This is a genomic window from Janibacter indicus (genome assembly GCF_900176385.1).
Classification (GTDB): Bacteria; Actinomycetota; Actinomycetes; order Actinomycetales; family Dermatophilaceae; genus Janibacter; species Janibacter indicus.
The window spans coordinates 139,826-151,666 of record NZ_FWXN01000002.1 but is presented as its reverse complement, the minus strand read 5'-3'; the positions used below and the strand labels follow the sequence as shown (position 1 = coordinate 151,666).

Annotated in this window: 10 protein-coding genes; 2 read left to right on the top strand and 8 right to left on the bottom strand. The window is 72.8% G+C overall.

The genetic code is table 11. The features are described from left to right. Nucleotides 1–32: 32 nt before the first annotated feature. Entirely contained in the window at nucleotides 33–1,697 is a 1,665-nt protein-coding gene (locus B9B60_RS02540) for an FAD-binding dehydrogenase (RefSeq protein ID WP_084449723.1), read from the bottom strand. Between the two features lie 72 nt (nucleotides 1,698–1,769). On the opposite strand from B9B60_RS02540, the gene B9B60_RS02535 reads away from it, so the two are divergent. Further along, on the top strand, nucleotides 1,770–3,281 hold the full coding sequence (locus B9B60_RS02535; RefSeq protein WP_143445400.1) for a metallophosphoesterase family protein: 1,512 nt from the start codon (nucleotides 1,770–1,772) through the stop codon (nucleotides 3,279–3,281). Between the two features lie 148 nt (nucleotides 3,282–3,429). On the opposite strand, the gene B9B60_RS02530 is transcribed toward B9B60_RS02535, so the two are convergent. The 4 genes from B9B60_RS02530 to B9B60_RS02515 all read right to left on the bottom strand — a co-directional run bounded on the left by B9B60_RS02530 (nucleotide 3,430) and on the right by B9B60_RS02515 (nucleotide 7,408). Beyond that, complete coding sequence (locus B9B60_RS02530; protein ID WP_084449721.1) at nucleotides 3,430–4,887, bottom strand: glyceraldehyde-3-phosphate dehydrogenase; 1,458 nt, start codon at nucleotides 4,885–4,887, stop codon at nucleotides 3,430–3,432. 76 nt (nucleotides 4,888–4,963) lie between these two features. Continuing rightward, the gene (locus tag B9B60_RS02525) at nucleotides 4,964–5,857 is read right to left on the bottom strand and encodes a sucrase ferredoxin (protein ID WP_084449720.1); all 894 of its coding nucleotides are present in this window, start codon (nucleotides 5,855–5,857) and stop codon (nucleotides 4,964–4,966) included. 10 nt (nucleotides 5,858–5,867) lie between these two features. Further along, nucleotides 5,868–7,103 carry a cupin domain-containing protein gene (locus tag B9B60_RS02520; protein ID WP_084449719.1) on the bottom strand — a complete coding sequence of 412 codons (1,236 nt, stop codon included), beginning with the start codon at nucleotides 7,101–7,103 and terminating at the stop codon, nucleotides 5,868–5,870. Then, nucleotides 7,100–7,408: a hypothetical protein gene (locus tag B9B60_RS02515; protein ID WP_159451134.1), complete on the bottom strand. Its 309-nt coding sequence runs from the start codon at nucleotides 7,406–7,408 to the stop codon at nucleotides 7,100–7,102. Before B9B60_RS02515 ends, B9B60_RS02520 begins: the two co-directional genes overlap by 4 nt. 226 nt (nucleotides 7,409–7,634) lie before the next feature. Between B9B60_RS02515 and B9B60_RS02510 the strand changes: the two genes are divergently transcribed. Then, complete coding sequence (locus tag B9B60_RS02510; RefSeq protein WP_084449718.1) at nucleotides 7,635–8,933, top strand: saccharopine dehydrogenase family protein; 1,299 nt, start codon at nucleotides 7,635–7,637, stop codon at nucleotides 8,931–8,933. Nucleotides 8,934–9,033: 100 nt separating this feature from the next. On the opposite strand, the gene B9B60_RS02505 is transcribed toward B9B60_RS02510, so the two are convergent. The 3 genes from B9B60_RS02505 to B9B60_RS02495 all read right to left on the bottom strand — a co-directional run bounded on the left by B9B60_RS02505 (nucleotide 9,034) and on the right by B9B60_RS02495 (nucleotide 11,820). Further along, on the bottom strand, nucleotides 9,034–10,128 hold the full coding sequence (locus B9B60_RS02505; protein WP_084449717.1) for a GNAT family N-acetyltransferase: 1,095 nt from the start codon (nucleotides 10,126–10,128) through the stop codon (nucleotides 9,034–9,036). Further along, nucleotides 10,125–10,934 (bottom strand): crotonase/enoyl-CoA hydratase family protein, encoded by an 810-nt coding sequence (locus B9B60_RS02500; protein ID WP_072625799.1) that lies wholly within the window; start codon nucleotides 10,932–10,934, stop codon nucleotides 10,125–10,127. Before B9B60_RS02500 ends, B9B60_RS02505 begins: the two co-directional genes overlap by 4 nt. Nucleotides 10,935–11,013: 79 nt before the next feature. Continuing rightward, nucleotides 11,014–11,820, bottom strand: coding sequence for a hypothetical protein (locus tag B9B60_RS02495; protein WP_143445399.1), 807 nt, complete (start codon nucleotides 11,818–11,820; stop codon nucleotides 11,014–11,016). Nucleotides 11,821–11,841 lie beyond the last annotated feature (21 nt).

The following is an 11,841-nucleotide window of genomic DNA, read 5'->3' as shown; positions in this document are numbered from 1 at the left end:
CACCCTACGCCCGGGTCACCTCCGAGGACGGCTCAGTCGCCGAGGTCCTGCGCCATGGTCCGGCCGGCCGATCGGCCGGAGAAGATGCAGCCGCCGAGGAAGGTGCCCTCGAGGGCCCGGTAGCCGTGGACCCCGCCGCCACCGAAGCCGGCCGCCTCGCCGGCCGCGTAGAGCCCGCGGATCACCTCGCCGTCGCGCCCCAGGACCCGTGCGCCGAGGTCGGTCTCGAAGCCCCCGAGGGTCTTGCGGGAGAGGACGTGCAGCTTGACCCCGACGAGCGGGCCCTTCTTCGGGTCCTGCAGCTTGTGCGGCGGGTAGGCGCGCTTGGAGATCTTGTCGCCGATGTAGGAGCGGGCGACCCGCATCGCGGCGATCTGCGCGTCCTTGGCGTAGGGGTTGTCCAGCTGCGCATCGCGCTCGTCGACCTGCTTCTTCACGAGGGCGGGGTCGAGTCGCGGCTCGCCGTCCTCGACGAGCTCGTTCATCTTCGCGACGAGCTGCTCGACCGTGTCGGCCTGGACGAAGTCAGCGCCGTGGTCGAGGAAGGCCTGCATCGACGGGGTGACGTCGGCCAGCGAGCGCTTGCGGATGACGCCGGAGACCTCCTTGCCGGTGAGGTCCTGGTTCTGCTCCGAGCCGGAGAGGGCGAACTCCTTGCCGGCGACCGACCGGTTGGTGATGAACCACGAGTGGTCGTGCCCGGTGGCCCGCAGGTGCGCCAGCGTGCCGAGCGTGTCGTAGCCGGGCAGGAGCGGCGCCGGCAGGCGGGTGCCCTCGGCGTCGAGCCACATCGAGCTCGGCCCGGGCAGGATCCGGATGCCGTGCTGCGCCCAGATGGGGTCCCAGTTGCGGATCCCCTCGACGTAGTGCCACATGCGGTCGCGGTTGATGAGGTTGCCGCCGGCTGCCTCGGTGATCCCGATCATCCGGCCGTCGACGTGCGCCGGCACCCCGGTCACCATGTGCTTCGGCGGCGTGCCGAGCCGCTCCGGCCAGTTGGCGCGCACGAGGTCGTGGTTGCCACCGATGCCTCCCGAGGCGACGAGGACGACGGGGGCCCGCAGCTCGAAGCCCCCGATGCTGTCGCGGTTGGTCGCCACGCCCCGTTCGGCGCCGTCAGGCGCCAGCTCGACCCCGCGCACACCGACGGCGGCACCCCCTTCGACGATGATCTCGTCCACGCGGTGCCGGTGGGCGTAGGTCACCAGGCCCCGCTCCCGGGCCTGCTCCACACGACGGACGAAGGGGGCGACGACCCCCGGTCCGGTCCCCCACGTGATGTGGAAGCGGGGCACGGAGTTGCCGTGCCCGTGCGCCGATCCGTCGCCGCGCTCGGCCCAGCCGACGATGGGGAACCAGCGCATCCCCTGCTCGTGCAGCCACGACCTCTTCTCACCGCCGGCGAAGTCGAGGTAGGCCTGCGCCCACTGCCGCGGCCAGTGGTCCTCGTCGCGGTCGAAGCCCGCGGTGTTCATCCAGTCGGAGTGGGCCAGTTCGGCAGAGTCCTTGATGCCCAGGCGTCGCTGCTCGGGGCTGTCGACGAAGAAGAGGCCACCGAAGGACCAGTGCGCCTGACCGCCGAGGTTGGCCTCGCTCTCCTGGTCGACGAGGAGGACCTTGCGGCCGGCGTCGGCCAACTCCGCGGTCGCGACGAGTCCGGCGAGGCCGTGGCCCACGACGATGGCATCAGCATTCATGACCTGACCCTAAACTGCATTACTGGCCAGTAGCAACTGGGGTTCAGGTGGCCTCTGCCTACAGTGGGCGCCATGTCCTGGACCGCCCGTCTGCGCCTCGTCGCCGCGACCCTGGCCCTCGTGGCCGCAGTCGTCACCGGCGGGCTCGTCACCGCCTCGCTGTGGCCCGTGACCGTCGAGACCGACTACTACGCAGCCGACGTGCGCCTGTCGCCGAGCTGGACGGACCGGTCCCACATCGGCACCGACACGGTCGTCGGGAGCGTGTCCGCGCAGTTCGCCGGCATCGCCCCGGGCGTGCAGGTCTCGCCGCGGGTCAAGCCCTCGATCACCGACCTCGTCGCCTCGGGCAACCTCGATGCCGCGAGCCTCGACGTCAGCTCCCAGGAGCGCACCCGGGTGATCACCGAGGCCGCGGTCGGGGTCGGGCTGCGCTTCGCGGCCGGCGGTGTGCTGGGCCTGCTCCTGTGCCTCGGCGTCGTCCGGCTGCGCCGCCGCACACTCCCGCACCGGCGGACCGTCCTGGGCGCGAGCCTCGTCACCGCGGTCACCCTGTCGACCCTGGGCCTGTCGGCGTGGCGCACCTACGACCCCGACCGGCTCGTCGAGCTGCGCTCGAGCGGGCTGCTCCAGCTGGCGATCGCCAACCGCGACCTGCTCGACGACGTCGAGCAGCGGGCCGACCAGGCCACGCCCTACCTGCGCAACCTCCTCGCGCTGTCGACGGCCATGCAGCAGGAGTACGCGCCGGAGGCGGAGGACGACACCGCCGCGCTCAAGGTGCTGCTCGTCTCCGACGTGCACGCCTCCAACCAGTACGCCCTGATGCGCACGATCGTGCGCGAGCAGGACATCGACGTCGTCATCGACTCCGGCGACCTCATCAACTTCGGGCGGGTCCAGGAGGCCGGGCTGAGCAACCTCTACCGGTCGATCTCCTCGCTCGGGGTGCCCTATGTCTTCGTCTCCGGCAACCACGACCGCAGCGCCGTCGACGACACCCAGCTCCTCGACGACCTCGCCGGCACCGACGGCGTGACGCTCCTCGAGCCCGGCTCGGGCGAGTACCAGCAGATCGAGGTGGGCGGCCTGCGGATCGCCGGGTTCAACGACCCGCGCTACTACGGCGACGCCGACGACGGCAGCACCGACGAGCAGGTCGCGGCCCGTGAACGCTGGGTCGAGGCCCTCGGCGATGCCGAACCGCCGGACATCACCGTCTCCCACGAGGAGCCCGCGCTCGAGGACGCCCCCGGGCGGCTGCGCGTCCACGGCCACGGGCACGTGCCGCAGGTGAGCGGCAACCGCCTGCAGGTCGGCACCTTCACCGGCGGCGGCACGCTCTCTCACTTCGTCGGCGGGCCCGACGCCGAGCTCGTCGGCCAGCCGAGCTCCTTCGACGTGCTGACCTTCGACGAGCAGTGCCGGGCCCAGCGCCTGACCCGCTACGAGTACCGCTCGGTCATCGAGGGGCGCCCGAGCTTCGACTCGCTCTCCGTGCTCAACGCCGCCCGGATCGTCGACGCCCCCGAGGAGGGGCGCACCTGCGGCGGCCACAAGGCGACGGTCCGCCCCCTTCGCTAGGCACGGGGGCTGGGCCCTCACCCCACTGGCCCCACGAACATCGGGTCACCCGAGAAACCGCCGCTTCGCAAGGGTTTGAAACCCGTGCGAAGCGGGGGTTTCCCGGGTGACCCGGAAAACGTGTGGCGGGGGTGCGACGACCCGCGGCTCAGACCGCCGGGAAGGCCGGCGGGTGGACCTGGGCCATCTCCTCGAGGACGCGCACGACCTGGCAGGAGTAGCCGAACTCGTTGTCGTACCAGACGTAGAGGACGACCCGGTCGCCCGAGGTGATCGTCGCACGGCCGTCGACGATGCCCGCGTGGCGGTTGCCGACGAAGTCGGTCGAGACGACCTCGGGGCTGTCGATGTAGTCGAGCTGCTTGTGCAGGTCGCCGTAGAGCGAGGCCTCGCGCAGGAAGTCGTTGAGCTCCTCGCGCTCGACGCCCCGCTCCAGCGTGAGGTTGAGGATCGCCATCGACACGTCGGGGGTCGGCACGCGCACCGAGTTGCCGGTGAGCTTGCCCTCGAGCTCGGGCAGCGCCTTGGAGACGGCCTTGGCGGCACCGGTCTCGGTGAGCACCATGTTGAGCGCCGCGGAGCGGCCGCGACGCTCGCCCTTGTGGAAGTTGTCGATGAGGTTCTGGTCGTTGGTGAAGGCGTGGACGGTCTCGATGTGACCGCCGACGATGCCGTACTCGTCGCTGACCGCCTTGAGCGCGGGGACGATCGCGTTGGTCGTGCAGGACGCGGCCGTGACGACCTTGGCGTCGCCGATCATCGCGTCGTTGATGCCGCTGACGATGTTGGGCAGGCCGCCCTTGCCGGGAGCCGTGAGCAGCACACGCGAGACGCCGGGGCACTGCAGGTGCTTGGACAGGCCCTCCTCGTCGCGCCACTTGCCGGTGTTGTCGACGACGATCGCGTCGTCGATGCCGTACTGCGTGTAGTCGACGCTCGACGGGTCGTCGGAGTAGATGACCTGGATGAGGGTGCCGTTGGCGAGGATCGTGTTGGCCTCCTCGTCGACGGTGATGGTGCCGGCGAAGGACCCGTGGACCGAGTCGCGACGCAGCAGGCTGGCCCGCTTGGACAGGTCGTTGTCGGCGCCCTTGCGCACGACGACGGCGCGCAGCCGCAGGCCGTGGCCGGTGCCGGCGTGCTCGATGAGGATGCGGGCCAGCAGGCGGCCGATGCGGCCGAAGCCGTAGAGGACGACGTCGGTGCTCGGCAGCTCGCCCTGGCCGTGCTTGCCGACGACGTCGGCGAGCTCGGAGCGCAGGAAGTCCTCGAGGGAGACGCCCTCGCCGGCCTCGAGGCGGCGGCGGTGCAGGCGGGCCACGTCGATGGAGGCCGGGCCGGGCTGCAGGGCGGTGAGCGCCTCGAGCATCGGCAGGGTGTCGTCGACGGTCAACGCGATGTCGACGCGACGGGCGAAGCGGTGCGCCTTGAGCACATCGGTCGAGGACTGCCCCAGCAGGGTGCGGCCGTGGATCGAGGTCACGACCCCGAACTCACGGTAGAGGCGGCCCACGACGGGGATCATCGCCTCCGCCTTGGCCTGGCGGTCCGCCCACTCGGTGAGGTGGTCGTCGGCTGCGTTGCTCGTCTGCGGCGTCGTCGTCATGGGCCCAGATCGTAGCCGCTGACGGCCCACGATCCGCCCTCGGTCCGGGGCGGCAGGAGCGATCTCACACCGGCCGTCAGGCGGGTGCCGTCACCTCGAAGAGCGCCTGCACCTTGGCAGCCCCTCCGCAGGTCAGCTGGTGGGGTGCGCTCATGGTCCGCACCACGTGACGAAGGGAGGTCTCCCCACCGTGGTCGAGGTGCACCAGCCAGGCCTCGTCGCCCCTCTCCTCGAGCCGTGGCCGGGCCAGGTCACGCAGCAGCACGGTCGGGTCGGCGCGCATGAGGTCGTGGGCGGCTATCTGCGCCGCCGGGTGCCACGAGCAGCGGCCGCGCCAGCGGTCGAGGTCGACGCGTCCGTCGAGGTGATCGAGGATCACCTGCGGGGCGGTGTCCCCGGTGAGCCGGCCGTACATCGAGCCCTCGGGCAGGACGGCGACGTTGCCGGCGAAGCGGTCGCCGCCCAGGTGGGTGGTCTCCCACACGGCACCGGGCAGCGCGTCGTCGAGCACGGCCGCGACGACCCGCCCCTCGACGGCGCAGCAGACGTCCTTGCGGCCGTGGGTGCACACGAGGAAGAGCGGTTCGCTCGTCGGGTCGGGCAGGTCGTCGAAGCGCCCGGCGAGCTCGACGAGGTCCTCGGGTCGCTCCCAGTGGGCCCGGCCGACGAGCCCGCGGTGCACATCGACGAGGAAGACCTGTCGCAGGCCCTCGGCCTCGATCTGGTCGCCGTCGAGCCGGCCGTGCCGGCGGATGAGATGCAGCCGGGCACCGAAGCGCCCCAGGACCGCCTCGAGGTCGTCGCGGACGTCGACGATGCCGGGCGCCGCGATCGGCTTGGCCGGCCACGGGCCGGGGTGACCGACGAGCATCCAGTAGCGCGCGGGCACGGCGGTGCCGACCGGCACGTCGCCGCGCTCGAGGGCGGCGAGCGAGCACCGGGAGGGACTCGCGGAGGGGGTCGTGCTCACGCTCGCGAGCCTACGCGGGGCGCTCGGCGGCGGGCACCGCCACCCCGGCGACGACGAGCCGCCGGGCGAGGTCGGGGTCGAGCACGGCGGGTGCCTCGGCCGCGAGCCACGCCGTCACCGCCGCCGCGTCGTCGTCGGTGAGGGGCAGCCTCCCGGCCCGGCTGACGAGGACCGCACCCTCGGTACCGGTCGCGATGGAGGCCTGCAGGTGGGCGCGGGGCGCGACGGCGAGGTCGTCGAACCCGTCGGCGAGGGCCTCGACGGTCCCGACCGGGTCGACCGGCGCCGGCCGCTGGGCCGCGCGCTGGCGAGCGGCGAGGCGGGCGGCGACGGCGCTCGCGTCGACGTCGGCGACGGCCCGCAGCAGGGCCTCGCGGACGGCGGCGAGGTCGTCGGCGATGGCCTCGGGGTCTGCGACGTCCACCCCGGGACGAAGGGAGGTGCGCTGCGGCTCCTGCGCAGCCAGCCCCCTTCGCGCGGCGTCGAGGACGGCCTCGGCGAGGTGTCCGCGGTGCCACACGTGGATGCCGACGGTCAGGTGCGTGCTCACGCCGCCGAGGGCGGTCGCGGAGTGCAGCCAGCCGCGGGGCACGTAGAGCACGTCGCCGGGCCGCAGCGTGACCTCGAGGTGCGGCTCGCCGGCGGCCGCCTGCTCGACGGCCGGGCGCCGGTCCTGCCATGGCTGGTCACGCAGCGGGTGCGGCTGGACCGGCGCGTGCAGGCTCCAGCGCTTCTCGCCCGCGGTCTGCAGGACGAAGACGTCGTGGACGTCGTAGTGCGCGGCGAAGCCCCGGCTGCTCGGCGGGGTGACATAGGCGTTGACCTGCACGGGGTGGCCGAGGTCGGCGGCGAGGTCTTGGGCGAGCTCGAGCACCGGCGGGTGGGTGCGGTGCAGGCCCTGCAGGACGAGGGTGTGCCCCTCGGCGAAGAGGCGCAGCAGCGCGGTGTCGTCGAGCTGGTCGGTCACGCCCGCGCCGACGCCACCGCCGCGGGTGAAGTCGGCGTCGGCGAGCGTGTGCCCGTCACGGGCCACGCGCAGGAAGGGGGTGCGCAGGCCGCGCCGCGAGAGCAGGTCGTCGACGTCGCGGGTCGTCAGGAGGTCGTCGAAGGGGGTCGGCAGCGCCGCCGCGGGCACGTGCCGGGGCTCTCGTCCCCAGGAGCGCTCGAGCTCCTCGGGGCCGAGGTCGGTGACACGGGCGAGGCCGGTGCACCGCGCGGGTGCACCGGCCTCGTGGGCGTCGCTCACTCAGGCTCCGCCGTCGGCGCCACCGTCACCGGCAGCACCGTCGCCGGCAGCACCATCGGCGCCACCGTCACCAGCGGCACCGTCCGCGCCACCGTCACCGGCAGCACCGTCCGCGCCACCGTCACCGGCAGCACCGTCCGCGCCACCGTCACCGGCAGCACCGTCCGCGCCACCGTCACCGGCAGCACCGTCCGCGCCACCGTCACCGGCAGCACCGTCCGCGCCACCGTCACCGGCAGCACCGTCCGCGCCACCGTCACCGGCAGCACCGTCCGCGCCACCGTCACCGGCTGCGCCATCGGCACCGCCGTCACCGGCGGTCGGGGCCTCGACGGGCACGCCGCCGATGGCCTCCTCGGGCAGGTCAGGGGTGTCGTTCGGAGGCTGCGTCATGGTGCTTCTCCTTCACTGTCGAGAGGAGGGACGACATCGTCCCCGGGCTCCCTGTCTATCGGAGAGTGCCCCGCAAGGGAAGGGTGCGAGTCGGTTGAAGATGAAACAGGTTGGGGCACAACGGGTTAGTGTCGATTCATGACTGCACCCACCGCTGCCCGCGACCTCGACGTCGTGCTCGTCGGAGCCACCGGCTTCGTCGGCCGGCTCACCGCGGCGCACCTGCGCGACCACGCCCCCGAAGGCCTGCGCGTCGCGCTCGCCGGACGCTCGCGGGACAAGCTCGACGCCCTCGCCGCCGAGCTCGGGGGCGTCGCCGCCACCTGGCCGCGGGTCGTCGTCGACGTCTCCGACCCCGCCGCCTGCGCGGACCTCGCCGCCCGCACGCGCGTCCTCGTGACCACGGTCGGCCCCTATGCCGCCTACGGGCGCGAGCTCGTCAAGGCCTGCGCCGTCGCCGGCACGCACTACGCCGACCTCACCGGCGAGGTGCTCTTCGTCCGTGACTCCGCCGAGGCCTTCCACGAGGTGGCCCAGCGCTCCGGCGCCCGGGTCGTCCACTCGTGCGGCTTCGACTCGATCCCCTCCGACATCGGCGTCTGGGAGACCGCCCGGGTCGCCCGCGAGGAGGGCGCCGGCGAGCTGACCGACACGGTGCTCTTCGTGCGCCGCCTGCGCGGCGGCCTCTCCGGCGGCACGATTGACTCGATGCGCCGCCAGACGATCGCCGCCCGCGAGTCCGTCGAGGACCGGCGGGTCATCAACGACCCCTACGGCCTGAGCCCCGACCGCGCCGCCGAGCCGACGAGCGCCGACCGGGCCGAGGTCGCGCCGTCGACCACCGAGCACTCGCGGGTGCGCTCGACCCTCGGCAAGGTCGGCTCCCGGCTGCCGGTGCGCCGCACGGCCGATGGCCACTGGACCGGCCCCTTCATCATGGCGTCGTACAACACGCGCATCGTGCGCCGGAGCAATGCCCTGCTCGGCTGGGCCTACGGCCGTGCCTTCCGCTACCACGAGGTGACCGACTTCGGCAGCCGAGCGAAGTCCCCCTTCGCCGCTACCGGCATGACCGCCGGCCTGCTCGGTCTCGTCGCCGGCCTGTCCTTCGCGCCGACCCGTCGGGTCGTCGACCGGTTCCTGCCCGAGCCGGGCGAGGGTCCGGACGAGCAGACGCGGGTCAACGGCCGCTTCACGATGGAGGTCGTCGCCTCCACCACCGGTGGCGCGCAGTACGCGACGACCGTCGCGGCCAAGGCCGACCCCGGCTACAACGGCACGGCGATCATGCTCGGCCAGGCCGCGCTGTGCCTCGCCCAGGACGACCTGACGAGCGAAGGGGGCGTGCTCACCCCCGCAGTCGCGATGGCCGCCCCGCTCATCGAGCGCCTGCGGGCACAGGACTTCACCATCGAGACCCGGCGCATCGACGCCTGACCTGCGATCTCCGCATTGCCCTACGGCAATGCGGGAGGGCGGCGCCATGAAGCTGCATTGCCGTAGGGCAATGCAGCTTCATGGCGTGCGAAGGGGGAGCTCAGGACTCGTCGAGGCGCGCCTGCGGCACCGGGGCGTCGGTGCCCTCGACGCGCACGTCGCGGTGCCACGACTCGGTGCGATAGCGGGTGACCCAGCCCATCGACGCATAGATCCCGTCGGCTCCCGTCGGGCTGTCGGCGTCGACCTCGAGCGAGACGCGGTTGCGGCCGCGGCGGGCAGCGTCGGCGATGACGGCGTGGAGCAGCGACTTGGCGACCCCGCGGCCCCGAGCCAACCGGTGGACGCCGATGTAGTCGATGTAGGTGCCCTCGTGGCCGTCGGCGTCCTCGGGCAGCACCGCCGCGGCGACGGCGCCCCCGGGCACCCACTGGCCTTCGATCTCGATGTCGGCGATCCACCAGTGGTCCCACCGGTGGCCGGGCGCCTCGCGCAGCCGCGAGAGGAACTCCGGGAAGGACTCGCGATAGGAGTTGAAGTGGTCGGCGAAGGACTCCTCGATCATCCGGTAGACCGCCTGCAGGTCCGCCGCGACCGGGGTGCCGTCCTCGCGGCGCGCGACCTGGCGCACGACGACGCCCTCGCGGGTCTCGGCGAGCTCGGCGTCGCCGGGACCGATCGGCCGACTCATCTGCAGCCACCGACGGGCGCGGGTGAAGCCGGCCGCCTCGAGCATGCTGCGCAGGCGGTCATCGTCCTCGTGCACCGACACGTCGAGCCGGGTACCCCCGAGCCCGCGCCCGCGAGCGATGCGCAGCGCGACCGCCTCGGCCCAGGCGAGGAGCGAGACGGCGAGCTCCTGCTCGACCTCGCGGCCCAGCGCCGGGTCGGCGGTCAGGTCGACGTTGGACCGTCCGGCCGCCCGATCGTGCACCCTGGCCCAAACCCTGATCACGCCCTGCGGGTCCGCGACGACGACCTGCCGGCGGGTCCACGACCCCTCGCCGACGGCCTCGCCGGCGACGAGCTCGGCCTCGACGGCACCGGAACCGTCGACCGCCCGCTTGGCCGACGAGACGAGCGCGATGAGCTCGTCGACGTCGGTCTCGTCGGGCACCCGGGTCGTCCAGCCCTCGGGCAGGTCCTCCGGAACAATCGGGAGGAAGCCGGTCTGGGTGCGGGGGCCGCCGCTCACGGGACCATCCGCCGTTGACGGGGCAGGAAGTCGGGGGACTCCTTGCGGGAGTTGGCCACCCGCGCCCGCGCGGCGTTGGGCCCGAGCAGCAGCGGCAGCTGCTCACGCCGCTCGCGGGCGAAGGTGCGGCGCGGGCTGCGGTGCCACGTGCCGTCGAAGAGCCGCTTGGTCGCCGCGAGCGCGTCGGGCGAGCGGGTCGCCAGCTGCTGGGCGAGCTCGGTGGCAGCCGCGACCGGGTCGGCGGCGACCTCGGTCGCCAGGCCGAGCTCCTGGGCGCGCGTGCCCGAGATCTTGTCAGCGGTCATCGTCAGCTTCTTCGCCACGTCGATCCCGACGAGCTCCGACAGCGCCTGCACCCCGGACATGTCGGGGATGATCCCCCAGCGCCCCTCGAGCACCGACCATGTCGCGTCAGGATGGGTGATCCGGAAGTCGGCGGCGAGGGCGATCTGAAGACCGCCACCGAGGCAGTGCCCGCTCACGGCGGCGATGACCGGGACCGGCAGCCGACGGAAGGCCCAGGGCGCCTCCTGGAAGGTGTTGGTCCCCCGCCACGGTCGCGGGAGGAAGCGGGTGGCGATGCCCGACGGCTTCTTCATCGCCGAGCCGAAGTCGAGACCGGCGCAGAAGGAGTCACCCTCACCGGAGATGACAACGGCGCGCAGCCGTCGGTCGGCGCGCAGCCCGTGGGCGGCGGCGACGAGGTCGTCGAGCATGTCGAGCGTCAGCGCGTTGAGCTTGTCAGGGCGGGCCAGGCGCACGTGCCCGATCCCGTCCTGAATGGTCGTCGTGATGTGCCGGGGCATGCCTCCACCCTAGGCGGGGCGAGGACGACGGAAGGGCCTCGTCCGAGGACGAGACCCTTCCGGTGGGTGGTGGGTTGGCTCACACGGCCTTGAGGAACTCGCCGAGGATCTTGGAGACCTCAGACGCGGACGAGCCGGACGCCGAGGTGATGAGGTAGGTCGTGCCGCCGGTCTCGCCAGCGCACTGCGTGGTGGAGGACAGCTCGCCGCAGTTGTAGTCGCCGACCTTCTTGGGGTTGTCCCAGATCGCCTCGAAGTCGGCCGGCTTGACGCCCTCGCCGACGACGACCGAGATCGTGTCGGAGCCCTTGCGGTAGACGGCCGTGTCCTGGCCACCGCTGGAGCTGGTCGTCCCGCGCTGCCACCCGTCGAACTCCTCCGGGAGGCTGCCGGCGGCGGCCGAGCTGGACGAGGAGGTCTCGGAGGTCGGCTCCGAGGTCTCGGTCGTCGACTCCGTGGTCGTCTCGGACGTCGGCTCGGAGGTCTCGGTGGTCGACTCGGTCGTCGACTCCGTGGTCGTCTCGCTCGTCGTCGTCGAGGAGGTCGGGTCGTCGTCATCACGGTTGGCGATGAAGAAGCCGCCGATGCAGCAGACCAGGAGCACGAGGGCGACGACGCCGACGATCGCGGCGATGACTCCCTTGCCCATGCCCTTCTTCGGCGGCTGGCCACCGGGCCCACCGCCGTAGGGCTGCCCCGGACCTCCGGGGCCGGCCGGTCCTCCCGGACCGCCGTAGCCGCCGGTCTGACCCGGCTGACCCGGTGCGCCGTAGGCGGGCCCGGAGGAGGGTGGCGTCTGGCCGAACTGACCGGACGGCGGTTGCGTGTTGCCGAAGGAGCCGCCCGGAGGCGGCGGGACGCTCGGGCCCCCTGCTGGTGTGGACATGCGCTCATCGTCCCACGGCGG

Excerpts from the sequence above, each read along its gene's own strand:
- B9B60_RS02510 (WP_084449718.1), top strand. The coding sequence starts at position 7,635 with ATGACTGCACCCACCGCTGCCCGCGACCTCGACGTCGTGCTCGTCGGA.
- B9B60_RS02535 (WP_143445400.1), top strand. The coding sequence starts at position 1,770 with ATGTCCTGGACCGCCCGTCTGCGCCTCGTCGCCGCGACCCTGGCCCTC.
- B9B60_RS02530 (WP_084449721.1), bottom strand. The coding sequence starts at position 4,887 with ATGACGACGACGCCGCAGACGAGCAACGCAGCCGACGACCACCTCACC.
- B9B60_RS02495 (WP_143445399.1), bottom strand. The coding sequence starts at position 11,820 with ATGTCCACACCAGCAGGGGGCCCGAGCGTCCCGCCGCCTCCGGGCGGC.
- B9B60_RS02500 (WP_072625799.1), bottom strand. The coding sequence starts at position 10,934 with ATGCCCCGGCACATCACGACGACCATTCAGGACGGGATCGGGCACGTG.
- B9B60_RS02540 (WP_084449723.1), bottom strand. The coding sequence starts at position 1,697 with ATGAATGCTGATGCCATCGTCGTGGGCCACGGCCTCGCCGGACTCGTC.